The following is a 22842-nucleotide window of genomic DNA, read 5'->3' on the forward strand; positions in this document are numbered from 1 at the left end:
CCGCCCGGCGGCGGTCAGCTCTCCAGCGGCGTCACTGACAGATCGTCGCCGAGGGCCGTCGCGATCGCCGCCACCCGCGCGTGGTCGGCGAGCCCCCGCGTCAGATAGGCCACGCCGTGGCCCCGTTCGAAGGACCACCAGCCCGCCGAGCCGCCGATACCCCCCTTGGCGATCTTCGTCCGGTCCCGCAGCAGTCCGAGCGTCCAGGTCAGCTCCGTACCGAAGACCTCGTCATGGCCCGTCACCTGGGGCGCGAGGAACTCCCGGTGGACCTCCGGACCCAGCAGCCGTGCCATCGGACCGTCCTCGCCGGTGAGTCCGGCGAAGAACCGGGCGACGGACGAGGCGTTCGTGTGGAGGTTCACCGCGCCGAACGCCGACCGCCGCCACACGGCCGAGTTGACCGTGTCCGGGTCCAGCGGGCCCGCCGGGATCCGCAGCCACGGCGCCGAGGGCAGCTGCTCGGCCCAGCCGGGGTCGAGGTACTCCAGATCGGCGACCCTGCGCAGCTCCCGCTCGGGTACGCCGAACCAGGCGTCGAGCCCCAGCGCCGGGCGGACGACCTCGTTGAACAGCTCGCCCAGGGTGGTCCCGGCGCCCGCCCGCAGGGCGCCGTCGATCAGATGCCCGTACGTCAGCGCGTGCTCGCCGATCGCGGTACCGGGCTCGTACTCCGGCGCCGCCGCCGCGAGGCTCGCCCGCAGTGCCGCGCCGTCCAGCGGGTCGACGCCCCGCGCGGCTTCCGGGAACCGGGGCTGGCCCGCCCGGTGGGACAGCACCTGGCGCAGGGTCACCCGGTCCTTTCCGGCCCGCCCGTACTCCGGCCAGTAGCCGGCGATCGGACGGTCCAGCTCCAGCGCCCCGTCCCGCACCGCGACCAGGGCGGCGACGGCGGCGAACGGCTTGGAGACCGAATAGGGCTGGACCAGGGTGGCGCCGTCGAAGGGCCGGGTGCGGGCCGAGTCGGCCCAGCCGCCGGAGAGCCGTAGCACCTCGCGCCCCGCGCGCCAGACCGAAAGACCGGCGCCGGGTTCACGTCCGTCGCGGATCAATCCGTCGAAGGCCTCCCGTACCCGGACGTACGCCGTATCGGCGAAATCATCGCTCCGCATGACAACTCGACCTCCCATACCCCTAGGGGGTGTTGATGAAGATCAAAGATACCCCATGGGGGTATGAGGAGGTGGGGTCTTTGCCGGGGACCCTCCGTCGTGAATGATGTTCCCGGCACCTCCGGTCAGGACGGGGACCCGACAGCGCCAGGGGTTCGCCGGGGCGGTCCGACGCGTCACAGCACGGCACACACCAGAGGAGACCCATGAGCAGCTCGCCCCTGTCCCGCCCCGCCGCGACCGCCGCCGCGCTCGTCTGCGGTCTGGCACTCGCGCTCGCGACCGGCTATCCGGCCGCCGCGCACGCCGGAGTCACCGCGTCCGAACCGCGCGCCCTCGCCAAGAACGTGACCCTCACCTTCACCTCCGAGGCCGAGTCGGCGAAGGCGGGTCTCGCCAAGCTCCACATCGTGCTCCCGCAGGGCCTGTCGCCCGGCGCCGTCACCCTGAAGCAGGCCCCTAAGGGCTGGCAGTTCAGTCACGCCCGGGGCGGCTACACGGTCGGCGGCGCGCCCCTGCCGACCGGCACGGACGCGGTCCACAGCATCGTCGTGCAGCAGCTCCCGGACGCGAAGGAGCTGGTCTTCCGGGTCATCGAGACCTACGGGGACGGCTCCGAGGCCCGCTGGATCGAGGATCCCCGGCCCGGCACGAAGCCGGAGAACCCGGCCCCCGTCGTCAAGCTGAAGGCGAAGGCGGCGGGCGCCGTACGGGAGCAGGTCAGTCCGGCGCCCGCCCAGACGACCGCGCCCTCCACGCCGCCGACCGCCGACGCCTCACCGTTCCCCGGGGCGAGCGCCTCGCCGAGCGCGGACCACGGGGACCACGAGGCCCAGGGGCACGGGACGGGCGACGCGTCCGGCAAGGACGGCGGCGGCGACGGCGACGGCGACGGCGGCGGGAACGGGGCGGTGATCGCCGCCGTGGCGGGCGGGGTCGCCGTCCTGGCGGCCGGCGGGGTGTGGGCGTACCGCCGCCGCTCGGCCAACGGCTGATCTCCCGGCGGCCCCGGCGCGGATAGGCGACCGCCGGGGCCGCCGCGTGTCCCGGCCGTACGGGGGCGGCGCCTCCGGCTCCGTACGACCGGTCCTACCAGCCCGAAAGCGGCTGCTCCGTCCAGATGACCTTGCCGTCCGACGTGTAGCGCGTCCCCCAGCGGTCCGCGAACTGCGCGACCAGGAAGAGGCCCCGGCCGCCCTCGTCCGTGCTCGCCGCCTGCCGCAGATGCGGTGAGGTGCTGCTGTGGTCGGAGACCTCGCAGATCAGGGCGCGGTCGCGGATCAGCCGGACCCGGATCGGCCCCACCGCGTACCGGATGGCGTTGGTGACCAGCTCGCTCAGGATCAGCTCCGTCGTGAACGCCTCGTCCTCCAGGTCCCACTCCTTCAGGGTGCGCGCCACCCGGGCCCGGATCTCCGACACCGCGGACGGGTCGGACGGTACGCCCCACTCGGCGACCCGGGACGGGTCGAGTACCCGGGTCCGGCCCACCAGCAGCGCGACGTCGTCCCGCGGGTTCTCCGGCAGCAGGGCGCGCAGGACCGCGTCGCAGGTCTCGTCGGGGGTGCGGTCGCCGTGCCCGGAGAGGGTGTCGCGGAGCAGCGCCAGACCCTCGTCGAGGTCCCGGTCCCGGTCCTCGACCAGACCGTCCGTGTAGAGGACCAGGGTGCTGCCCTCGGGCAGCCGCAGCTCCAGCGTCTCGAAGGGCAGCCCGCCGAGCCCCAGCGGCGGCCCGCCGGGCACCTGCGCGAAGGCGGCGGTGCCGTCCGGATGGACCACCACCGGCGGGACATGGCCCGCCCGGGACATCGAGCACACCCCGGTCGCCGGATCGTAGATCGCGATCAGACAGGTCGCGCCGGTGATCGGGGCCTGTGCCCCGTCGCTGCCCTCCTGGTCGATCCGGCTCACCAGATCGTCCAGATGCCACAACAGCTCGTCCGGTGGCAGATCGAGGGTGGAGAAGTTGTGGACCGCGGTCCGCAGCCGCCCCATCGTCGCGGCGGCGTGCAGCCCGTGGCCGACGACGTCCCCGACCACCAGCGCCACCCGCGAACCCGGCAGCGCGATGATGTCGAACCAGTCGCCGCCGACCCCGCCGAGGCCACCGATGCCCGCCTGCGCCGGGCGATAGCGGTACGCGGCCTCCAGCGCGCTCTGCTCCGGCAGCCCGCCCGGCAGCAGGCTGCGCTGGAGCGTCACCGCCATCGTGTGCTCCCGGGAGTAGCGCCGGGCGTTGTCGATACTGACGGCCGCCCGCGCCACCAGCTCCTCGGCGAGGGAGCGGTCCTCCTCGTCGAAGGGCTCGGGGCGCTCCGAACGCCAGAACATCGCCACCCCGAGGATCGCGCCGCGGGCCCGCAGCGGCACCGCCACCATGGAGTGGAACCCGGCGCCGACCAGCCTGCGGGCCCGGGACTGCGACTGCTGCTCCCAGCCGGTGAAACCGGCCAGATCGGTCTCCAGCACCGCCTCGCCCTTGTTGATGCCCGCGCCCAGCGCCGTCGTCGGCAGGAAGCGGATCGTCGTGCCCAGCGGGAACAGCGCCGTGTCGTCGCGGGGACCGCTGAAGGCGGTACGGCGCATATCGGAGCCCGCGCCCGTGGGAGTCGGCTCGTCACCGCGCAGAACCGCCTCCGACAGGTCCACCGTGGCGTAGTCCGCGAACCGGGCGGCGGCGAACAGGGTCAGCTCCTCGCAGGTGTGCACCACGTCGAGGGTCGTGCCGATCTCCATGCCCGCGTCGTACAGCAGCCGTAGCCGCTGCCGGGTCACATCCACCCGGCCGCTGAGGGCCGCCAGCTCGGTGGTGTCCCGGATGGTGGCGACCGTGCCCGCGGGGCCGCCGTCCCGGTCGGTCGTGCGCTGGTTGACGGCGAGCAGCCGCGGCCCCACCCGGTAGACCTCGTCACTGGCGATCCGGCCCGACGACAGCAGCCGGGCCGTATGCGGGTCGAGATCCAGCTCGTCCACCGTCCGGCCCTCCACCTCGGCGGGCAGGTCCAGCAGTCTGCGGGCCTCGTCGTTGACGAGCAGCAGCCGCCGCTCGCCGTCGAGGATCATGACGCCTTCCCGTACGGCGTGCAGCACCGCGTCGTGGTGTTCGTACATCCGGGTCATCTCCTCGGGCCCCAGCCCGTGGGTCTGGCGCCGCAGCCGCCCGGTCACCAGGGCCGTGCCGACGGTGGCCAGCAGCAGTACGCCCGCGGCGACCCCGAACAGCAGCGGGAACTGCTCCTCGACCACCCCGCTCACATGTTTCAGTGTCACTCCGGCGGAGACCAGGCCGATGATCCTGCCGTCGTCGGCGTGCACCGGGACCGTGGCATGCACCAACTGGCCCAGCGGCCCGTCGACCTGCCCGGTCACCACACCGCCCTTCAGGGCGGGGGAGATATCGCCGACGTACGTCTTCCCGATCAGACCCGGGTCGGGATGGGTGTAGCGCTTGCCGTGGGCGTCGAAGACGACGATGAGGTCCACGCCCGCCAGCTTGCGGGCCGTCTCCGTCCTCGGCTGGAGGATCGCCGTGGGGTCCGGGCTCTCCAGCGCCGCCTGCATCCCCGGGGCGGACGCGAAGGTCTCCGCCACCGCGACGGAGCGCCGTCGCGCCTCCCGTTCGGCGTCCGAGTGCGACTGGAGGACGAGGGCGGCGATACCCGCGGTCACCAACAGGACCACGATCACGACCTGGAGCAGGAAGACCTGGCCCGCCACACTGCGCATCCGCAGGGCCCGCGGGGCCGGACCCGGACGCCGGGACGGGCGCGGGTGCCGGGGCGGGCGACCGGAGCGTGCGGCCATGACCTCTTTCTACACCTCCCGCATACGGTGGGCTATCCGCGCGCGGCGGACGGCGGACGGCGCCGTACGGGACGGCGCGGGGCGGCGGATACCGGCGGCACGGCACGCGGCACAGGACCCGCCGGGCCGTTCGGGTCGTACGGAGCCCGGGGCGGGAGCTGGTCGGACGCCCGGCCGCCGCACCTCCGCCCGCACCGGACGGGACCGTCCTCGCGGAGGAGCGGCGCCGGGCCGGGCGGGGCCCGAAGCCCCGCCCCGCGTCCGCACGGACCCCGGCCCGCCGATCCGTCCCTGAACCGGGGCCGGCCGGTCCGCGCGGCGCCACCCGGACGCGTACCCGGACCCGCGCCCGTCACACCCGGGCCGGTCACACGCGTATCGGTCACACCCGCGCCGGCCGTGTCCGTGCCCGTCAGACCCCCGTCGGGCGGGGATCCCCCGTCTGCGCCGGGCCCTCCGGCGCGACCGGCGCGGCCGGTGCGGCCGGTGCGGCCGGGGCATCCGGGACGTTCGCCGTGCCGACGGCGCCGTCCAGCATCCGGGCCTCCTGGTCGGGGGTACGCGACTCCAGGCTGAGAACCGTGGTCAGCGCCTGGGCCACCGCGGCGCCCGGGGCCGGGACCGGGGTCACCGCCCGCCAGGCCACGAAGCCGTCGGGGCGTACCAGCAGGGCACCGCCCGGCTCCACACCGTGTGTCACCGCCCAGTCCACGCCCTCCTCCGGCACCAGATCCGCGTCCGGGCCCCGGCCGAAGGTGAGGACCTCCAGCGGCACGGAGAGCCGGGCCGCGTCCTGGTGCGCCACCTCCCGCCAGACGGACCCCTCCGCGCACAGCAGCACCGGCACCCGTTCGTACAGATCGATCGTCGAGATCCGCTCGCCCGACCGGGTGACCCACAGATGCGGCGCCCGGGTACCGGGCGCGCCCGTGATCCGCATCGCGTCCGGCACCACCGGGGCGTCCGGGTCCGCGCCCGCCACCGCGCCGCGCGGATAGCCGTACCCCATCGCCACCGTGAGGACGTTCCCCCGGCGGCTGATCGCGGACGGCGCCGGGTCGTACCCGGGGTGGCTGTGCTCCGCCGACCTGGCCGACGCCCGCGCGCCGGTCGCCCGCGCCACCGGCAGCCGCTCATCGCCGTAGGTCTCCAGCAGCCCGGGACCGGCCCAGCCCTTGAGGACCGCCGCCAGCTTCCAGGCCAGATTGTGCGCGTCCTGGATCCCCGTATTGGAGCCGAACGCGCCCGTCGGCGACATCTCGTGCGCCGCGTCGCCCGCCAGGAACACCCGCCCCGACCCGTACCGCTCGGCGACCCGCTCGGCCGCGTGCCACGGCGCCTTCCCGGTGATCTCCACATCCAGGCCCGGAACGCCCACCGCCGCCCTGATGTGGTCCCGGCACCGGTCGTCCGTGAACGCCTCCAGCGGCTCGCCGACCTCGGGGTGCCACGGCGCGTGGAAGACCCACAGCTCCCGGTTGTTCACCGGCAGCAGCGCGCCGTCCGAACCCGGACTGGTCAGATAGCAGACGATGAACCGGCGGTCCCCGACCACCTCGGCCAGTCCGTGCGAGGTGAAGGTGACGCTCACATTGTGGAACAGCTCTCCGTTGCCGCTCTGGCCGATGCCGAGCCGCTCCCGGACCGGGCTGCGCGGCCCGTCGGCGGCGACCAGATAGTCCGCCCTGACCGCGAACCTGCGCCCGGTGGCCCGGTTCTCGACCAGCCCCGTGACCCCCTGCTCGTCCTGCTCGAACGAGCACAGCTCATGGGAGAACCGCAGATCGGCGCCGTACTCCCGGGACCGGGCGTCGAGCACCGGCTCGATGTCGTTCTGACTGCACAGGCACCAGCCGCTGGGACTGATCGCCCGGTGTCCGCCGCCCGGGTCGATCTCCCGGAACAGCCACTGGCCGTCGTCCCCGGCGAGCGATCTGGCCTGGAGGATCCCGTGGTTGCCCGCCAGCACCGCCGACGCCTCGCGGATCTCCCGCTCCACCCCCGCCACCCGGAACAGCTCCATCGTGCGGAGGTTCATCCCCCGGCCGCGCGGATGGGTGGACGTGCCGCCGTGCTTCTCGACCAGCAGATGCGGAATGCCGTGACGGCTGAGGAACAAGGAGGTGGACAGGCCCACCAGGGACCCGCCCACGACGAGGACCGGGACCCGGAGCGCCGGTGCCCCGGGGTGCTGTGCGGCGGCTGCGGTTGCGGGGTGCTTCGTGGGCTCTTCCATGCGTTCTGTGTGCCCGTTGCAGGAACGGTTCCCCCGCTCATTCACCCGCATGGTGCCCATCTCTCGCGCCACCTGTGACACCGGATCACGATCGGACCACGGGGAGCGTCCCGTCCCTTCGCGGCGGAGGGCGAGCGCGCCCGCGCGACCGGGCCGGCCCCGGGACCCGCGGACCGCCGCCCGCCGGTAAGGCCGGGAACGCCCGGCACGCCGGGAACACCGGGAACGGCGGCAACGGCGGGCGACGCCCGGGACGCGGCCCCGAACGGAACATCAGCACAGGTACAGGCGACGGACGTGACGACGGACGGACGGGCACCGGGCCCGCTGCCGCGGGACGTGGTCGCGAAGGAGTGTGAACACCGATGACCACCGTGTCGGAACGCATATCGCAGTCCGTCTTCGACGGCTCCAGGCTCCGCGTGATCCTCCTGCTCGACCTCTACGAAGGAGCCCAGAAGGAGTTCCTGGAGGCGTACGAGCACATGCGGAACAGTGTGGCCTCGGTACCCGGTCACATCAGCGACCAGCTCTGCCAGTCCATCGAGAACCCCTCGCAGTGGCTGATCACCAGTGAGTGGGAGAGCGCGCCGCCGTTCCTGGCCTGGGTCAACAGCGAAGAGCACGTGGAGACCGTGCAGCCGCTGCACAGTTGCGTACGCGACACCCGGTCCCTGAAGTTCAACGTCCTGCGCGAGACCGGACAGGCGTTCAGCGCGCATCCCGAACCACGCAGGCCCGCGGATGCCAGGGCCTCCGTCCGGGTCGGCGACGGAGTCGTCCGCCACGCCCTCACCTTCACCGTGAAACCGGGCAGCGAACAGACCGTCGCCAAGATCCTGGCCGGCTACAGCTCGCCCGCCGCCCGGGTCGACGACCACACCCGGCTGCGCCGTACGTCCCTGTTCATGCACGGCAACCGGGTCGTCCGGGCCATCGAGGTGCAGGGCGACCTGATGGCGGCCCTGCGGCATGTGGCCAAGCAGCCCGAGGTACGGGCAGTGGAGGAGGCCATCAACCCGTATCTCGAACAGGACCGCGACCTCGACGACGCCAACTCGGCCCGGGTCTTCTTCACCCGGGCGGCGCTGCCCGCCGTCCACCATGTCTCGGCCGAGTCCCGCCCGCCCGGCGAGGTCAACCGGCACGCCCTCTTCTACCAGGCGAAGGAGGGCTGCGGACTGGCCGTCGCCCGGCTCCTCGCCCAGCAGGACGAGCAGGCGGCGGCGCACGACCAGGACCCCATCGTCTCCTCCACCGTCTTCCACCGCGACGACATCGTGGTCCGGCTGATCGACGTCAGCGGGCCCATCGCGGACCACAGCGTCCTGGCGCTCGGCGTCCAGGGCGCCCGGAAGACCGCCACCCTCGCCAAGCTCCTCACCGACGGCGCGGAGCTCCCGCACACGGCCGCCGACATCGCCGAGGGCGACCCGGGCGTCGCCCGCTTCGTCACCCGCGCCGATATGCAGCTCATCACCGACCGGTTCGCCCCGGACGAGAACTGAACCCCCCGACGCACAGCCCGGGACCGGCCCGGCCGGGCCGCCCGCGGACCCACCGCACACCCGGCCGGACCGGTACCCCCATCTGGAGGAAGCCAGCATGACCACGGACAGCCCACGCATCGTGGACCTCAGCGACACGCAGCCCAACACCCGGCGGGGCGGCGATCTGCGCGCCCTGCTCACGCCCACCGCGGTGGGTGCCACGAGCGGGTTCATGGGCGTCGCCATCGTGCAGCCGGGTGAGTTCATCGCCGAGCACTACCACCCGTACTCGGAGGAGTTCCTGTACGTCGTCAGCGGGCTCCTCGAAGTCGACCTCGACGGCGAACCGCACGCCCTGCGGCCCGACCAGGGCCTGCTCATCCCCAAGGACATGCGGCACCGGTTCCGCAACGTCGGCAATGTCGAGGCCCGGATGGTCTTCCACCTCGGCCCGCTGGCACCCCGCCCCGACCTCGGCCATGTGGACACCGAGGTCAATCCGGCGGGCGCCCCCGCCGGACCCCCGGAACGGTCCGGAGCGGTGTCATGACCCGGCGGGTGGCGATCACCGGGGTCGGCGTCGTCGCCCCCGGCGGGGTCGGCGCCCCGGCGTTCTGGGACCTGCTGGCCGACGGGCGCACCGCGACCCGGGGCATCACCCTCTTCGACGCCACGGGGTTCCGCTCCCGGATCGCCGCCGAGGTCGACTTCGACGCCGAAGCGCTCGGCCTCGGCCGCGACGAACGGGCCCGGCAGGACCGCTATATCCAGTTCGCCCTGGTCGCGTCCGACGAGGCGATACGCGACGCGGGGCTCGACCCCGACCGTGAGGACCCCTGGCGGATCGGTGTCTCCCTCGGCAGCGCCGTCGGCGGCACCACCCGGCTGGAGCACGACTACGTCGCCGTCTCCTCGTCCGGCACCCGCTGGGCCGTCGACCACCGGCCCGCCGAAGCCCATCTCCACCGGGCTTTCTCCCCCAGCACCCTGGCATCGGCCGTCGCCGAACGGTGCGGCGCCAAGGGCCCGGTACAGACCGTCTCCACGGGCTGCACCTCCGGGCTCGACGCCGTCGGCTACGCCTTCCACGCCATCGAGGACGGCCGCGCCGACGTCGTCATCGCGGGCGCCTCGGACTCCCCGATATCGCCGATCACCGTGGCTTGCTTCGACGCCATCAAGGCGACCTCCGCCAACAACGACGACCCGGTGCACGCGTCCCGCCCCTTCGACGCCGACCGCGACGGATTCGTCATGGGCGAGGGCGGCGCCGTACTCGTCCTCGAAGAACTCGAACACGCCCGCGCCCGCGGCGCCCGGGTGTACTGCGAACTCAGCGGCTACGCCACCTTCGGCAACGCCTACCACATGACCGGGCTCACCCCCGAGGGCATCGAGATGGCCCGCGCCATCGACGTCGCCCTCGACCACGCCCGGGTCGACCGGACCGCCGTCGACTACGTCAACGCCCACGGCTCCGGCACCAAACAGAACGACCGTCACGAGACGGCCGCCGTCAAGCGGTCCCTCGGCGACCACGCCTACCAGACGCCCATGAGCTCCATCAAATCCATGGTGGGGCACTCCCTCGGGGCGATCGGCGCGATCGAACTGGTGGCCTGCGTCCTGGCGATGGACCGCCAGGTCGTCCCGCCGACGGCCAACTACGAGACCCCCGACCCCGAGTGCGACCTCGACTACGTGCCCCGTACCGCCCGCCCCCGGAAACTGCGCACCGTGCTCTCCGTCGGCAGCGGCTTCGGCGGCTTCCAGTCCGCGGTCGTCATGACCCGTTCCGGCGGCCCGACCCGTGCCGGGACCAGTGGGAGGACCTGATGGCCAGCGCGCACAGTTCGACGTCCCGGCGCCGCGGTGACCCGGCCCGCCGTACCGTCGTCACCGGTATCGGGGTCATCGCCCCCAACGGCATCGGGGCCGACGTCTTCTGGAAGTCGACCCAGGAGGGCATCAGCGTCCTCGACCGGGTGAGCCGGGAGGGCTGCGAGCAACTGCCGCTCAAGGTCGGCGGCGAGGTGCGCGACTTCGAACCCGGGGCGATGGTCGAGGACCGCTTCCTGGTCCAGACCGACCGCTTCACCCACTTCGGGATGGCCGCCGCCGATCTCGCCCTCGCCGACGCCCGGCTCGGCCGCGCCGACTACGAGAAGTTCCCGTTCGGCGTCGGCGTGGTCACCGCGTCCGGCTCCGGCGGCGGCGAGTTCGGCCAGCGCGAGCTCCAGCGGCTGTGGGGCAAGGGCTCCCGCTTCGTCGGTCCTTACCAGTCCATCGCCTGGTTCTACGCGGCCAGCACCGGCCAGATCTCCATCCGCGGCGGCTTCAAGGGCCCCTGCGGGGTGGTGTGCAGCGACGAGGCCGGCGGGCTCGACGCCCTCGCGCTCGCCGCCGGGGCCGTGATCCGCGGCACCGACGCCGTGGTCGTCGGCTCCGCCGAGGCCCCCCTCGCCCCCTACTCCGGCGTCTGCCAGCTCGGCTACCCGGACCTCAGCCACAGCGACGACCCCGACCGGGCCTACCGCCCCTTCACCTCGGAGGCCTGCGGCTTCGTCCCCGCCGAAGGCGGCGCCATGCTGGTCGTCGAGGACGAGCAGGCCGCGCTGCGCCGGGGGGTGAGGCCCCGGGCGTATCTCGCCGGACACGCCGCCACCTTCACAGGACCTTCCCGGTGGGCGGAGTCCCGGGAGGGGCTCGCCCGGGCGATCCGCGGCGCGCTGGACGCCTCCGGCGCCGCCCCGGAGGAGATCGACGTGGTCTTCGCCGACGCCATCGGCACCCCCGAGGCCGACCGGGCCGAGGCCCTCGCCATCGCCGACGCGCTCGGCGCCCACGGCAAGCGGGTCCCCGTCACCGCCCCCAAGACGGGGATCGGCCGGGCCTACTGCGGCGGCCCGGTCCTGGACGCCGCCGCCGCCGTGATGGCCATGGAGCACGGCCTCGTACCGCCCACGCCGAACGTCTTCGACGTCTGCCACGACATCGACGTCGTCACCGGCAAGGCCCGGCGGATGCCGCTGCGGACGGCGCTGGTGCTCAGCCGGGGCCTGATGGGGTCCAACGCGGCCCTGGTCCTGCGCAGTGCCGCGCCCGACTGAGCCCGTCCGGTACGGGACCGGGCCCGGGCAACAGCAAGGGCCCCGGCCCCGTACCGGACACCACGATCACCGGCCACCGGCCACCGGAGTCGGCCGGCCGGCCGAAGCACGACGAAGGAGTACCCCCATGAGCAGCCTGACCTCCGGCGCACTCGCCGAACTGATGCGCAAGAACGCCGGTGTCAACGTCGACCCCGGCGCCTTCGCCGACCGTCCCGACACCCCGTTCGAGGACTACGGCCTCGACTCGCTCGGCCTTCTCGGCATCGTCGCCACCCTGGAGAACCAGTACGGCCACCCGATGCCCCAGGACGCGGAGCGCTGCAAGACCCCCCGCGAGTTCCTCGCACTCGTCAACGACACCCTTCTCAAGAGCGGAGCCTGAAGTGCCCGGACATACCGAGAACGAGATCATCGTCGCCGCGCCCCTGGACCTGGTCTGGGACATCACCAACGACCTGGAGCACTGGCCGGAGCTGTTCAGCGAATACGCCTCGGTCGAGGTGCTCGAACGCAGCGGCGACACCACCACCTTCCGGCTGACCATGCACCCCGACGAGAACGGGAAGGTGTGGAGCTGGGTCTCGGAGCGCACCCCCGACCGGGCCAACCGGCAGGTCCGCGCCCGCCGGGTGGAGACCGGGCCGTTCCAGCACATGGACATCGAGTGGGAGTACTCGGAAGTCCCCGGCGGCACCAGGCTCTACTGGCGCCAGGACTTCGCGATGAAGCCGGACGCCCCCGTCGACGACGAGTGGATGACCGAGAACATCAACCGCAACTCCAAGATCCAGATGGCGCTGATCCGGGACAAGATCGAAGCGCGTGCCCGGGCGGGGGTGCGGCGATGAGCGCCGACTCCAGGGCCGCGACCACGGCGACCCCGTCGACCGACGCCGCCGGATCCGGTGCCCACCGGGCGCTGATCGTGGCGCGGATGGCCCCCGGCTCGGCCTCCGGGATCGCCGAACTCTTCGCCCGCTCCGACCGTGGTGAACTGCCCCACCTGGTGGGGGTGTCCCGGCGCAGCCTCTTCAGCTTCGGCCCCGATCTGTATCTCCATCTGATCGAGGCGGACCGCCCGCCCGGCCCGGCGATCGCGGCGGTCACCGAGCACCCCGAGTTCCGGGAGCTGAGCCGGGGGCTCAGCTCCTACGTCAGTCCGTACGACCCGGAGACCTGGCGGTCGCCGAAGGACGCGATGGCCCGGCAGTTCTACCGCTGGGAACGCGACTGACACGACCGGCGCGGCGCCTGCCGCACGGTGGCACGGACCGGCCCCGGGAACCCGTTCACAACGGGTTCCCGGGGCCGGTTCCGTACCGTCCCGCACTGCTCCACGGGCTACCCCACGGGCACGGGCTCGCGTTCGCGCTCCGGGACGACGGACTCGAAGGCGTGCAGATACGCGTTGACGGGGCGGATCTCGCCGAGGACGAGACCGGCCTGGGTGATCCGCTCCACCATGCTGTCGCGGGTGTGCTTGGCGCCGCCCACATTCATCAGCAGCAGCAGGTCCATGGCGGTGGTGAACTTCATCGACGGGGTGTCGTCCACGAGATTCTCGATGACCACGACCCGGGCGCCGGGCCGGGCCGCAGCGATCACGTTCCCCAGGGTCGCCAGGGTGCTGTGGTCGTCCCACTCCAGGATGTTCTTGATGATGTAGAGGTCGGCGGCGACCGGGATGTCCCGCCGGCAGTCACCGGGCACGATCTCCACCCGGTGCGCGAGATCGCCGCCTTCGCGCAGCCGGGGATCCGCCTTGGCGACGACGTCCGGCAGGTCCAGCAGGGTGCCCCTGACCTCGGGGTGCTTCTCCAGCAGGCTCGCCAGGACATGGCCCTGGCCGCCGCCGATATCGGCGACGGAGGAGACACCGGTGAGGTCGAGCAGATCGGCGACCTCCAGCGCGGACTGCCGGCTGGAGGTCGTCATGGCCCGGTTGAAGACATGCGCGGACTCGTGGGCGTCCTGGTGCAGATACTCGAAGAAGCCCTTGCCGAACAGCTCGTCGAAGACCGTGTCCCCGCTGCGGACGGCGTCGTCGAGACGGGGCCAGGCGGCCCAGGTCCACGGCTCCGTGCACCACAGGGCGATGTACTTCAGCGACTGCGGGTCGTCCTCGCGCAGCATCCGCGACATCGCGGTGTGGACGAAGGTGCCGTCGGGACGCTCGGCGAAGATGCCGTAGCAGGACAGGGCCCGCAGCAGCCTTCGCAGCGGACGGGGTTCGGCGGTGACGACGGCGGCGAGCTTGTCGACGGAGGTGGGCGCGTCGCCGAGGGCGTCTGCGACGCCCAGGCGGGCGGCGGCGCGGACGGCCGCCGCGCAGGCCGCCCCGAAGACGAGTTCGCGCAGCCGCATCGCCGGGGGCGGGGCGTTGTCGGCTCCGGCGATCTCGCCGGGCGTGGGTCTGGTGCCGAGGGTTGTCATGGTGTGTGCTCGTTCTCCTGCTCTCCCGGCGCCGGGCACCGGGTGGGGGCTGGACGGGTGGAGGCTTGACGGGTCGGGTCCTGATGGGGCAGGGCTCGACGGGTCAGCACAGTCCGGCGGGCTTGGACGACGCGCACTCGTTACGGGCGAAGGTGTTGCCCGAGCCGTTGCCGCGGTCGACGAGGTCGGCCGCCACATTGCCGGTCACCGTGTTGTGTTCGATGACGTTGTCGGTGTTGACGGCGCCGACATAGCTCTCGGCCAGCACGATGCCTCCGGCGAGGAGGGTGTCGCTCTGGTGCCCGCGGACCGAGTTGCCCTTGATGACGCTGGCGTCGGAGCCGGTCAGGACGATCCCGGAGCCCTGGATGGCGGGCAGTCGCGGAGTGGCCGGACAGAACTTGTTGTTCTCGTGGATGGTGTTGGAGCGGATGGTGATGTCCCCGGAGCCCGGTCGTGACTCGTCGCTGACGACGAAGATCCCGGCGCAGTTGGCGGTGATCTCGTTGGAGTGCGTGGAGACGTTCCGGATCCGCTTGAGCATCACCCCGAGGCGGTTGTCGGTCAGGGTGTTGTCCGCGACGACGGTGCCGCGGCTGTCGATGGCCGCCGCCTCGTGCCCGACGATATTCGTCAGCATGATGCCCGCGTCCCCGTTGCCGCGGGCGGTGTTGCCGCGGAAGACGGCCCGGGTGGACTTCTCCTGGCCGAGGCCCCAGGTCCCGTTCTTCTCGGCGGTCACGTCCCGGACGGTGAGTCCTTCGGTACGGGACGCCCAGAGACCGCCCTTGGTGAAGCCGGAGATCGTCAGGGACCGGATGGTCACCCCGGTGACGTCGGCGTCGTCCGTGCCGGTGACACAGATCCCGTTGCCCGCCTTCGCACAGGCGCTCACGGCCCGCTGCTCGGCGTCGGCGGGGGGCGCGATGACGGTCCCGGGGCCCGAGCCCCGCAGGGTGACGCCGGAGGTGGTGATCTCCACACTCTCGCGGTACGTCCCCGGGGCCACCACGATCGTGTCACCGGGACGCGCGGCGGCGACCGCGGCCGAGATCGACTCACCCGGCTGGACCGAGTGACGTCCGCCGTGGTGGGCTGGCGCGGCGGCGACCCCGGAGGCGACCGCGACGACGGCGACAGCGACGACACCCGCGCGCCGCCGGCCCCGAAGGGGTGATAGGTGGTTTTTGTGGCGTTTCGTCATACCGCCGAAGCTAGGGTCGTTTCGGAACGCCCGCCACATGGAGTGACCAGATGGCGGCTCGGTGTGCTGCGACCGGGTGTTTCGGGGGTGACGGGGTTCGGCGGTACGGGCGAACGCGGGAACAGTCGAGAACGCGCGACCGGTGCCGGGCCGGCCGGGTAGGGGAGTCCTCCGGCTCCCGCACGGGCCGCGCCGCGCCGGACGCGAGTACGTCGAGCGCCCCATGGCACCCGCGTGCCCAGGCCCTAGCCTGGGGTGCGTGGACATGACCGGATTACTTCTCAGTGCGGTCGGTGCGATCGCCGGGGTCGCCAGCTCCTACTTCGCCTATGTGGCGGTGCGCCATCAGCTCTCCCGGCGCCGGCGCCGTACCGGTCCGCCACCCGGTCCGCCCCCTGTTCCGCCGCCGCCCGGGGATCCCGGGCAGCCGCCGCGCTACGACGTGTTCATCTCGTACGGCTCCGAGGACGCCGACTGGGTGCGGTCGTTCGCGGAACGGCTGAGCGGCCGAGGGCTCCGGGTGGCCTACGACGAAGTCGTGGCCAGGCCGGGAGGGCTCCGGGTGCATACGGTCGAGGCGGCGATCCGCGCGGCGGCCCATGGGGTGCTGGTGTTCAGCCGGGCGTCGGTCGACGGCGGCTGGACCGGGCAGGAGTACGCCGCGCTGATGCAGCGGTCGATGGAGTCCGGGCGGCTCTTCATCCCCGTCGTCGTGGGGGACGTCGAGTTGCCCGAGTTCGCCGCCACCCGCTACTGCGTGGACTTCCGCGGAGGCGGCGACGACGAGTACGCCCGCGGCGTCGACGCGATCGCGTCGGCTCTGCGCGGCGCGTGAGCGACGGGGACCGTGCCGCCGGCCGCGGCGGACACCTCTCAGGCCGGTTCGTGAGGGGCTTCGGGAACAGCGCCGTCCTGCTCCGCCGCGGGAGGTGTGAGCGATGTCTGCCCGGCACGCTGCTTCGCCCCGTCGATCAACTCCAGGGCGCGCTGCATCGGCAGATACTGCAGAAGGGAACCGGCGTCTCCGCTGACGACCTGCGGCACATTCATATGCTTGAGCTCCGCCAGGAAGATCTGCATGGCGATCGCGTCCCGGCCGAGGAGTTCGATCCTGCGCTCCAGCTCGGTGACGTTCAGCAGCCTGTGGTCACGCTCGCTCTCGTTCTCCAGCCTGTTGATATCCCGTTGGATAAGGGCGTTCTTCCGCTGCTCCTCCAGTTCCTGGGTGCGTATCTGTTCCGCCGATACCCGCTTTCGGGCATTGTCGAGGTCTGCGTCCAGGGATTCGAATTCACCCAGATTGGTGCTCGCGGCTTCCACTCCCCACGCGGCGAGGGCGTTGCGGACCTGGGCCGCCAGATCCGTACGGATACTGGCGTACAGGGTGAGGAATTCCTCCACGGTGGACTCGGCGGCGATGCCGTTGAAATAGGTGTCGACGGCCCCGCCGAGTACCCGTTCGACGAAGCGCTGTACGGGCGCCGGATTGTTCACCAGGCCGCCCACCCCGGACGTCGAGGGATCGCCGAACTCGCTGACGAGCCGGGGAGCCGCCGTCTCCGGGATGTTCAGCGTCTGGCGGAGTTCCACCTGGAGCCGGTGTCCCTGGACGTTCACCATGATGCGGTCGAGCGCGGCGTCGTAGTTGTCCGCCTGGGAGCTCGCCTTCTTGCTCCAGTCGAGGATGAGCAGCCGGGTCGGGATGACGACGACACGGACGAACCAGGGATTGAGGGCGAAGACGGGGCCTTCGCCGAGGGTCTGCTCCTGGACTCCCCGCCAGCCACCTCCGGCGAGGAACACCCAGGGCAGCCGGAAGCTGCTGTGGCCCTCCACCAGCGGGCCGACACGGTGCTTGCCCCGTTCCGGCTCGGCCCCGTCGAGGGCGATCACCACTCCGGTGCAGCCGACGGGGATCAGGATGTCCTTGAGGTGGGCGGGGGTGAGACCCCCGGTGTCCTGGCCGGTCCTGCCCACGTTCTTCGCGGTGAGCACCTCGAAGAGATAGGGGTTGATGTTGTAGTGCGTGCCGCCGTTGAGGATGGCGAGCTGCCGGCCCTGTTCGCCGCCGCCGAGGAGGAAGGCCCCACCGTCCTGGAAGCTGTCGCACTCCACATGTCTCCCGAAGGGGCGGTCCGGCGGCCGGATGGCACCGTCCTTGGCGACGACCAGACCGATGGTGCCCGGTTCGATATAGGTCCGGGGCACGATCTCGACCTGGAACAGCTCGGGATTGATGTAGTACGCGCTGTCGCCGTTGAGGACGGCGAGCTGCCGGCCCTGTTCGCCGCCGCCGAGGAGGAAGGCCGCGCCGTCCTGGAAGTTGTCGCACTCCACGAACTGCCCGAGGGCGCGGTGCGGAGTCCGTCTGGCTCCCTCGGTCGCGGTGACCAGTCCGATGCTTCCCGCCGCGACACGGGTCAGCGGGACGAACTTCACCCGGTGCAGAAAGGGGGTGAGCCAGTACGGGCGGCCGGGAAGGAGCGTACGGGCCTGGATGCCCCGGGCCGGGTAGGGAGTGACCTTCTTGAACCGCTGATCCGACTGGGCGCGCCCGATACGCCGGTAGACGACGCCGAGATGGTCGGCGGGCACCACGCACCAGCCCGTCCAGGACCCCAGCTTGCCGGCCCCGTATCCGGCGATTGCCCCCGGCCGCTGGGGCCGGCGCCGTCGTCCGCGGCGCAGCGCCGGTGTACGTGCTCTCACGGCGGCCAGACCGATCACGACCCCACCGGTCACCACCAGGACCATCAGCAACTGGATCACCGAGCCCCTCCCCCTTCACGAAGCCGCAGATGTACCGCGAGTACCGTCGCCGACCACTGGTCGTACCAGTCCACGTACCGTTCGTTCTGCGGGTTGCGCAGCGTCGGGAAGAAGCCGGGACCGTCGGCCCGGTCCGTGAAGCGCTGGTACGTGGGCACGGTGACGTCGGGCGAGAGGCGCCAGCCGTATGCCAGGGACAGGGCCATGAAGTCGGTGTGGCGGCCGCCGCCCACCCTGGCGCGCCGGGCCTGTGCGCCGAAGCCGTGTCTGCCGCCCGAATGCCGCGACCAGAGGCGGTCGATACCGGACAGCAGCTCAGGAGGCAGCCGCCGCCCGTCCGGGCGGCGCATCCATCCGCTGCCGAGTCTGCCGACCGCCTCCAGGAGCACCGTGGTCGTGAGCAGGTCGGCGTGTTCCGTCTCCCGCTCGGCGAGGAGCGCCGCCAGCCTGCCCAGCGCGTCAGGGACGGAGAAGCGGGCCGTTGCCGGAGGCGGCGCGGGGGGAGGGGCCTGGAGAGGCGCGGGCGGCGGTGGCGGGGAGCCGGCGGGCCGGTGGAGCCGGCGCAGCAGCCGTAACTCCTCAGGGCCGGGCAGCGAGCCGTTCCGGGCATCGAAGTACCAGCTGCTGGCGAGCAGGTAGTTGCGTTCCCCGCGTAACAGGATCGGGAAGAACTCCCGGCTGTGACGCTGCCCTTCGAGGATCTCGCGGGTGACGTCCTCGGAATCCTCGGCCTCCGGCGACATCAGGACGACCATCGCCAGGGCTTGTCCGATCCGCGCCCTGATCGTGGCCAGATAGTCGTCGCCCCAGGTGAGATGCCCCAGCGACCAGACGGGCAGACCGGCGCCCGACAACTGGCCCAGCAGCCGTTCGCCGTAGTCCGTGTCCGGGCGGGCATAGCAGACCACCACCGACGGCGGCGCGGGATCGTCCGTGGGCCGGTGCGCGCGGGAGCGCGTGATGTCCAGCACTTCGCCCGGAGCGCGAACGGCGCTCTCCGGTGCCTCGCCGCGCAGGACACGGGCCAGTTCCGCCGCCTTCTCGTCGAACGCGGGCCCGCTGAGTCTCCGGAAGTCCATCCAGACGCGCGTGGCGGCGAACGGCGGAATGCAGGCGTCGCCGCAGAGCACGGGGATCAGCCTCATGCCGCGCTCGCCCGACGCGTGCACCAGGGCCGCGTACTCCTGCCGTGCCCAGTGCTCGGTCATGGTGCGCGGGCCGACGACCTGGATGCCGTGGGTGGAGCTGCGGATCGCGGCTTCCAGCTCGTGGACCACCACATCGCCCGGTCGCAGGCTGCATCTGTCGAAGAAGACCCGTACGCCGTCGTTCCGCAGCCGATGGGCGAGCAAACCGGCCCAGTCCGCGTCGTCCTCGGCGTAAGAGATGAACACGTCGTACACCGTGTTACCCCCGTCAAAGCGCGGAGATTGCGCTCCAGTCGGACAAGGATAGCGATCGGGGCGTACGACGACAGCGGATCGCGGCAACGGCCCCCACCGGGTGCCCTCGTCACCGGGTGGGACCGATCCGCCTATGCCTCAGTAGCGCAGACCGTTCCGGGCGGCCTGTGCCTCCAGCGCCCCGACCAGTGCGGGCTCCGCGCCCAGCGCGATCAGGACCAGGGGCCGGCGGCCGTGCCGCCCTATCTCGAACCGGTGTATGGCCAGGAACAGCGACACATGGGTCATCCGCCTCAGCGTGGCGGCCTCCCGCCAGGGCACCGCGTCCCGGACGCCGCCGAACGGGCCGGTGACGGCCACGCCGTCGGCGTGGAGCAGGCATCTCCCGCCCCCGCGACGGGACATGACGGCACGCCACGCCAGGCGCAGCCCGTACAGGACGAGTACCACGGCGATCATCACGGCGCCCTTGAGCAACGCGGCATTGGGCCGGATGAAGATCAGCGCCGTCACCAGGGCCGCGACCGCGAACGTGACGAAGCGCAGGGCGAACTGGGTGAGGGCGCCCACCACACCCACGACGGGGAATCCGGCGGGCGGTGCACCGGTACCGTTCGGGTTCGGCCGGCCGGCCGTCGCGGCTCCGCCGGACCCCCGCGGTGACGGCCTCGTTCTCCGGAACATACGTCCCCCTGGGATCTCATGGGTCGGTGGTACGGCCGCTCGCCGCCGGGCGCGTTCTCCGCTCACGGAAGGAAGCGTCGCCTTGGCAGCGACACTAGGGCGAGCCCAGGTATGACACCAGCGATGGGATCGCATGCGATCTATGTGCTGATGGAATGTGTCGCACGGCGGCGGGCTGCGGCCGGGCGGCCGGGCGGCCGGTCCGGGCGAACGGGAACGGGAACGGGAACGGAAGGGGTCCGTATGGATACCGAGGCACTGCGCCTCCTGGTGGCCGTCGCCGAAACAGGGTCGTTCACCAAGGCGGCCGTCCGGCTCGACTACACCCAGTCCGCGGTGTCACGGCGCATCGCCGCACTGGAACAGAGTGTGGGCGGCCCGCTGTTCGAGCGGTTACCGAGGGGCGTACGGCTCAGTCCGGCCGGACGGGTGCTGCACCGGCACGCCCTGAAGGTGCTCGACCGGCTGGCGCGGGCCGATCGGGAACTCGCCGTACTCCACGCCGGAAGCGGCGGGCTGTTGCATGTGGGCGGGTTCGCCACGGCCCATATCTCCTTGCTGCCGGCGGCCCTGCGGGCGCTGGGCGAGTCCCGGCCGGACGTCGAGACCGTCGTGGTCGAGGCCCCGAGCGCGGTCCTGATGGAGCGCCTCGCCGACGGGGCGCTCGACCTCGCCGTCATCAGCGACTATCCCTACGGGCTGCCGTCCGCCGACGGGGTCACGACCACCCCGCTGTGCGAGGACGAACTGTTCGTCGCCCTCCCGCGCGGACACCCGCTCGCCTCGGCGGGACCGGTCGACCTGCGCGATCTGAGTGACGAGGCATGGGTCCAGCATGCGTACGGCGACCGGCCCACGCTGCTCGCCGACGCCTGGGCGCGGATCGGCGGCGCCCCCGGGAAGATCATCAGGATCGCCGAGTGGACCGGGAAGTTCGGCTATGTGGCCGCCGGGCTCGCGGTGGCCCTGGTGCCCTCACTCGCCGCGTGGGCCGTCCCGGCCGATATCGCGCTGTGCCGCCTCACCGACCCGGCCCTGCGGCGGACCGTCCATGTGGCCCGGCCCACCACCCCGCTCCCGGCCGCACGGGAGCTGGAGGAGCTGCTGCGCGTCGCCGCCGCGCGGTGAGGCCCGCCGAGCGCCGGGACGGCCGGGCACCCGCCCCGGCGCGCGGGCGGGACCGGTGACGGTGGTGTGACGGGCCGTCCGCCGGTAAATGGCTGGTGCGGGATCGCGCGGCGGGTCTACTCTTCATTCCGTTCCGCCGGCCGGTTCGGTCGGTTGGTTGGTTCGGTTGGTTTCGGTCGTTTCGAGCAAGCAGGAGGTGAGGACCATGACGACGGTCACGGTGACGGGCTCCGCCCGTGTTCAGGAGTTCCTCGTTCCCACCCCTGTGGTCTCCGGCTGACACCCATCTCCGTGCGCCGAGCGCGCCGCCGGGACCGCCCTTCGAAGGGTCCCCCTTGAATCTCTCCACCACCGGTATGTCCTCCCACGCCTCCACCCTGGCCGACTACGGCTGGGACACCTCGTGGGAGACCGCGTTCGCCCCGTACGCCGCCGAAGGGCTGCTGCCCGGGCGGGTGCTCCGGGTCGATCGCGGACAGTGCGACGTCGTCACCGCCGACGGCACGGTCGTGCGCGCCGATACGGCCTTCGTGACGCCCCACGACCCGCTGCGGGTGATCTGCACCGGCGACTGGGCCGTCCTCGAACCCGCCGGCGGCGACCCGCGGTACGTGCGGACGTATCTCCCGCGCCGTACCGCCTTCGTCCGCTCCACATCCTCCAAGCGGTCCGAGGGACAGATCCTCGCCGCCAACGTCGACACGGCGATCATCGCGGTCTCCCTCGCCGGGGAACTCGACCTCGGCCGGGTCGAACGCTTCCTCGCCCTGGCGTGGGAGAGCGGGGCGGTACCCGTCGTCGTCCTCACCAAGGCCGATCTCGTACCGGACGCGACGGGGCTCTCGTACCTCGTCGCCGATGTCGAGAGCGTCGCCCCGGGCGTCGAGGTCCTGCCCGTCAGCTCGCACACCGGCGGCGGCATGGACGTGCTGCGCGCGGTCGTCGCGGGCGGTACCAGTGTGCTGCTCGGCGTCTCCGGCGCCGGGAAGTCCACCCTCGCCAACGCGCTCACCGGCGAGGACGCCATGGACGTCGAGGCGATCCGCGACGTCGACGGCAAGGGCCGCCACACCACGACCACCCGCAACCTGCTCCCGCTGACCGGCGGGGGAGTCCTCATCGACACCCCCGGCCTGCGGGGTGTCGGCATGTGGGACGCGACGACCGGCGTGAACCAGGTCTTCGCGGAGATCGAGGCGCTGGCCGCCGACTGCCGCTTCCACGACTGCGCCCACGGCAGCGAGCCCGGCTGCGCGGTACTCGCCGCGGTCGAGTCCGGCGCGCTGCCCGAACGACGTCTGGAGAGCTTCCGCAAGCTGCTGCGGGAGAACCAGTACATCGTGGCCAAGACCGACGCCCGGGTACGCGCCGAACTGCGCCGCGAGTGGCGTATCAAGGGCGCGCAGGGACGCGCCGCGATGGAGGCCAAACGCGGGCGTCACACCCGCTGACGCCGCGGGGCCGGT

The 22842-nt window shown here is 72.3% G+C and carries 19 protein-coding genes; 11 read left to right on the forward strand and 8 right to left on the reverse strand.

Features of this window, described 5'->3' with window-relative positions:
- Positions 1-14 precede the first annotated feature (14 nt).
- Positions 15-1112, reverse strand: a complete 1098-nt coding sequence (locus ACFXG1_RS08775; protein WP_384741797.1) for a serine hydrolase domain-containing protein — start codon at positions 1110-1112, stop codon at positions 15-17.
- Positions 1113-1318: 206 nt separating this feature from the next.
- On the opposite strand from ACFXG1_RS08775, the gene ACFXG1_RS08780 reads away from it, so the two are divergent.
- On the forward strand, positions 1319-2107 hold the full coding sequence (locus ACFXG1_RS08780; protein WP_384741799.1) for a DUF1775 domain-containing protein: 789 nt from the start codon (positions 1319-1321) through the stop codon (positions 2105-2107).
- A gap of 94 nt (positions 2108-2201) precedes the next feature.
- Here the strand turns inward: ACFXG1_RS08780 and ACFXG1_RS08785 are convergent, their stop codons facing one another.
- A complete protein-coding gene (locus ACFXG1_RS08785; RefSeq protein WP_384721643.1) occupies positions 2202-4916 on the reverse strand; it encodes a SpoIIE family protein phosphatase in 2715 nt (904 codons plus the stop codon).
- 412 nt (positions 4917-5328) lie between these two features.
- On the reverse strand, positions 5329-7152 hold the full coding sequence (locus ACFXG1_RS08790; protein ID WP_384717238.1) for an FAD-dependent oxidoreductase: 1824 nt from the start codon (positions 7150-7152) through the stop codon (positions 5329-5331).
- 365 nt (positions 7153-7517) lie between these two features.
- On the opposite strand from ACFXG1_RS08790, the gene ACFXG1_RS08795 reads away from it, so the two are divergent.
- From ACFXG1_RS08795 to ACFXG1_RS08825, 7 genes are all read left to right on the forward strand, one after another.
- Positions 7518-8660 carry a SchA/CurD-like domain-containing protein gene (locus ACFXG1_RS08795; protein ID WP_384717241.1) on the forward strand — a complete coding sequence of 381 codons (1143 nt, stop codon included), beginning with the start codon at positions 7518-7520 and terminating at the stop codon, positions 8658-8660.
- A 97-nt stretch (positions 8661-8757) separates the two neighbouring features.
- Positions 8758-9192 carry a cupin domain-containing protein gene (locus ACFXG1_RS08800; RefSeq protein ID WP_384717244.1) on the forward strand — a complete coding sequence of 145 codons (435 nt, stop codon included), beginning with the start codon at positions 8758-8760 and terminating at the stop codon, positions 9190-9192.
- Positions 9189-10478, forward strand: coding sequence for a beta-ketoacyl-[acyl-carrier-protein] synthase family protein (locus ACFXG1_RS08805; RefSeq protein WP_384741802.1), 1290 nt, complete (start codon positions 9189-9191; stop codon positions 10476-10478). Before ACFXG1_RS08800 ends, ACFXG1_RS08805 begins: the two co-directional genes overlap by 4 nt.
- A complete protein-coding gene (locus tag ACFXG1_RS08810; protein WP_384717250.1) occupies positions 10478-11752 on the forward strand; it encodes a beta-ketoacyl synthase N-terminal-like domain-containing protein in 1275 nt (424 codons plus the stop codon). The genes ACFXG1_RS08805 and ACFXG1_RS08810 overlap by 1 nt, the downstream gene beginning before the upstream one ends.
- A gap of 127 nt (positions 11753-11879) precedes the next feature.
- Positions 11880-12137, forward strand: coding sequence for an acyl carrier protein (locus tag ACFXG1_RS08815; protein ID WP_384724394.1), 258 nt, complete (start codon positions 11880-11882; stop codon positions 12135-12137).
- A 1-nt stretch (position 12138) separates the two neighbouring features.
- Positions 12139-12603 carry an SRPBCC family protein gene (locus tag ACFXG1_RS08820; protein ID WP_384724392.1) on the forward strand — a complete coding sequence of 155 codons (465 nt, stop codon included), beginning with the start codon at positions 12139-12141 and terminating at the stop codon, positions 12601-12603.
- The gene (locus tag ACFXG1_RS08825; protein ID WP_384741805.1) at positions 12600-12989 is read left to right on the forward strand and encodes a TcmI family type II polyketide cyclase; all 390 of its coding nucleotides are present in this window, start codon (positions 12600-12602) and stop codon (positions 12987-12989) included. The genes ACFXG1_RS08820 and ACFXG1_RS08825 overlap by 4 nt, the downstream gene beginning before the upstream one ends.
- 107 nt (positions 12990-13096) lie before the next feature.
- On the opposite strand, the gene ACFXG1_RS08830 is transcribed toward ACFXG1_RS08825, so the two are convergent.
- Together ACFXG1_RS08830 and ACFXG1_RS08835 are read right to left on the reverse strand one after the other, a co-directional pair.
- Positions 13097-14188 (reverse strand): methyltransferase, encoded by a 1092-nt coding sequence (locus tag ACFXG1_RS08830; protein WP_384713075.1) that lies wholly within the window; start codon positions 14186-14188, stop codon positions 13097-13099.
- A 103-nt stretch (positions 14189-14291) separates the two neighbouring features.
- Complete coding sequence (locus ACFXG1_RS08835; RefSeq protein ID WP_384713078.1) at positions 14292-15392, reverse strand: nitrous oxide reductase family maturation protein NosD; 1101 nt, start codon at positions 15390-15392, stop codon at positions 14292-14294.
- Between the two features lie 265 nt (positions 15393-15657).
- Between ACFXG1_RS08835 and ACFXG1_RS08840 the strand changes: the two genes are divergently transcribed.
- On the forward strand, positions 15658-16227 hold the full coding sequence (locus tag ACFXG1_RS08840) for a toll/interleukin-1 receptor domain-containing protein (protein ID WP_384713081.1): 570 nt from the start codon (positions 15658-15660) through the stop codon (positions 16225-16227).
- 38 nt (positions 16228-16265) lie between these two features.
- Here ACFXG1_RS08840 and ACFXG1_RS08845 read toward each other — a convergent pair whose 3' ends face one another.
- From ACFXG1_RS08845 to ACFXG1_RS08855, 3 genes are all read right to left on the reverse strand, one after another.
- Positions 16266-18161 carry an SPFH domain-containing protein gene (locus ACFXG1_RS08845; RefSeq protein ID WP_384713084.1) on the reverse strand — a complete coding sequence of 632 codons (1896 nt, stop codon included), beginning with the start codon at positions 18159-18161 and terminating at the stop codon, positions 16266-16268.
- Positions 18158-19555, reverse strand: coding sequence for a TIR domain-containing protein (locus ACFXG1_RS08850; protein ID WP_384713087.1), 1398 nt, complete (start codon positions 19553-19555; stop codon positions 18158-18160). Before ACFXG1_RS08850 ends, ACFXG1_RS08845 begins: the two co-directional genes overlap by 4 nt.
- 147 nt (positions 19556-19702) lie before the next feature.
- Positions 19703-20143 carry a hypothetical protein gene (locus ACFXG1_RS08855; RefSeq protein ID WP_384713090.1) on the reverse strand — a complete coding sequence of 147 codons (441 nt, stop codon included), beginning with the start codon at positions 20141-20143 and terminating at the stop codon, positions 19703-19705.
- 348 nt (positions 20144-20491) lie between these two features.
- On the opposite strand from ACFXG1_RS08855, the gene ACFXG1_RS08860 reads away from it, so the two are divergent.
- The gene (locus tag ACFXG1_RS08860; protein ID WP_384713093.1) at positions 20492-21376 is read left to right on the forward strand and encodes a LysR family transcriptional regulator; all 885 of its coding nucleotides are present in this window, start codon (positions 20492-20494) and stop codon (positions 21374-21376) included.
- Positions 21377-21732: 356 nt separating this feature from the next.
- Positions 21733-22827 (forward strand): ribosome small subunit-dependent GTPase A, encoded by a 1095-nt coding sequence (gene rsgA, locus ACFXG1_RS08865; protein ID WP_384713099.1) that lies wholly within the window; start codon positions 21733-21735, stop codon positions 22825-22827.
- Positions 22828-22842 lie beyond the last annotated feature (15 nt).

The sequence above is a fragment of the Streptomyces sp. NPDC059248 genome, assembly GCF_042753905.1.
In the GTDB taxonomy this organism is placed as follows: Bacteria; Actinomycetota; Actinomycetes; order Streptomycetales; family Streptomycetaceae; genus Streptomyces.

Coding starts and splice junctions, on each gene's coding strand:
- ACFXG1_RS08825 (WP_384741805.1), top strand. CDS start 12,600: ATGAGCGCCGACTCCAGGGCCGCGACCACGGCGACCCCGTCGACCGAC.
- ACFXG1_RS08785 (WP_384721643.1), bottom strand. CDS start 4,916: ATGGCCGCACGCTCCGGTCGCCCGCCCCGGCACCCGCGCCCGTCCCGG.
- rsgA (WP_384713099.1), top strand. CDS start 21,733: ATGTCCTCCCACGCCTCCACCCTGGCCGACTACGGCTGGGACACCTCG.
- ACFXG1_RS08800 (WP_384717244.1), top strand. CDS start 8,758: ATGACCACGGACAGCCCACGCATCGTGGACCTCAGCGACACGCAGCCC.
- ACFXG1_RS08835 (WP_384713078.1), bottom strand. CDS start 15,392: ATGACGAAACGCCACAAAAACCACCTATCACCCCTTCGGGGCCGGCGG.
- ACFXG1_RS08795 (WP_384717241.1), top strand. CDS start 7,518: ATGACCACCGTGTCGGAACGCATATCGCAGTCCGTCTTCGACGGCTCC.
- ACFXG1_RS08860 (WP_384713093.1), top strand. CDS start 20,492: ATGGATACCGAGGCACTGCGCCTCCTGGTGGCCGTCGCCGAAACAGGG.
- ACFXG1_RS08830 (WP_384713075.1), bottom strand. CDS start 14,188: ATGACAACCCTCGGCACCAGACCCACGCCCGGCGAGATCGCCGGAGCC.
- ACFXG1_RS08815 (WP_384724394.1), top strand. CDS start 11,880: ATGAGCAGCCTGACCTCCGGCGCACTCGCCGAACTGATGCGCAAGAAC.
- ACFXG1_RS08775 (WP_384741797.1), bottom strand. CDS start 1,112: ATGCGGAGCGATGATTTCGCCGATACGGCGTACGTCCGGGTACGGGAG.
- ACFXG1_RS08840 (WP_384713081.1), top strand. CDS start 15,658: ATGACCGGATTACTTCTCAGTGCGGTCGGTGCGATCGCCGGGGTCGCC.
- ACFXG1_RS08810 (WP_384717250.1), top strand. CDS start 10,478: ATGGCCAGCGCGCACAGTTCGACGTCCCGGCGCCGCGGTGACCCGGCC.
- ACFXG1_RS08805 (WP_384741802.1), top strand. CDS start 9,189: ATGACCCGGCGGGTGGCGATCACCGGGGTCGGCGTCGTCGCCCCCGGC.
- ACFXG1_RS08780 (WP_384741799.1), top strand. CDS start 1,319: ATGAGCAGCTCGCCCCTGTCCCGCCCCGCCGCGACCGCCGCCGCGCTC.
- ACFXG1_RS08790 (WP_384717238.1), bottom strand. CDS start 7,152: ATGGAAGAGCCCACGAAGCACCCCGCAACCGCAGCCGCCGCACAGCAC.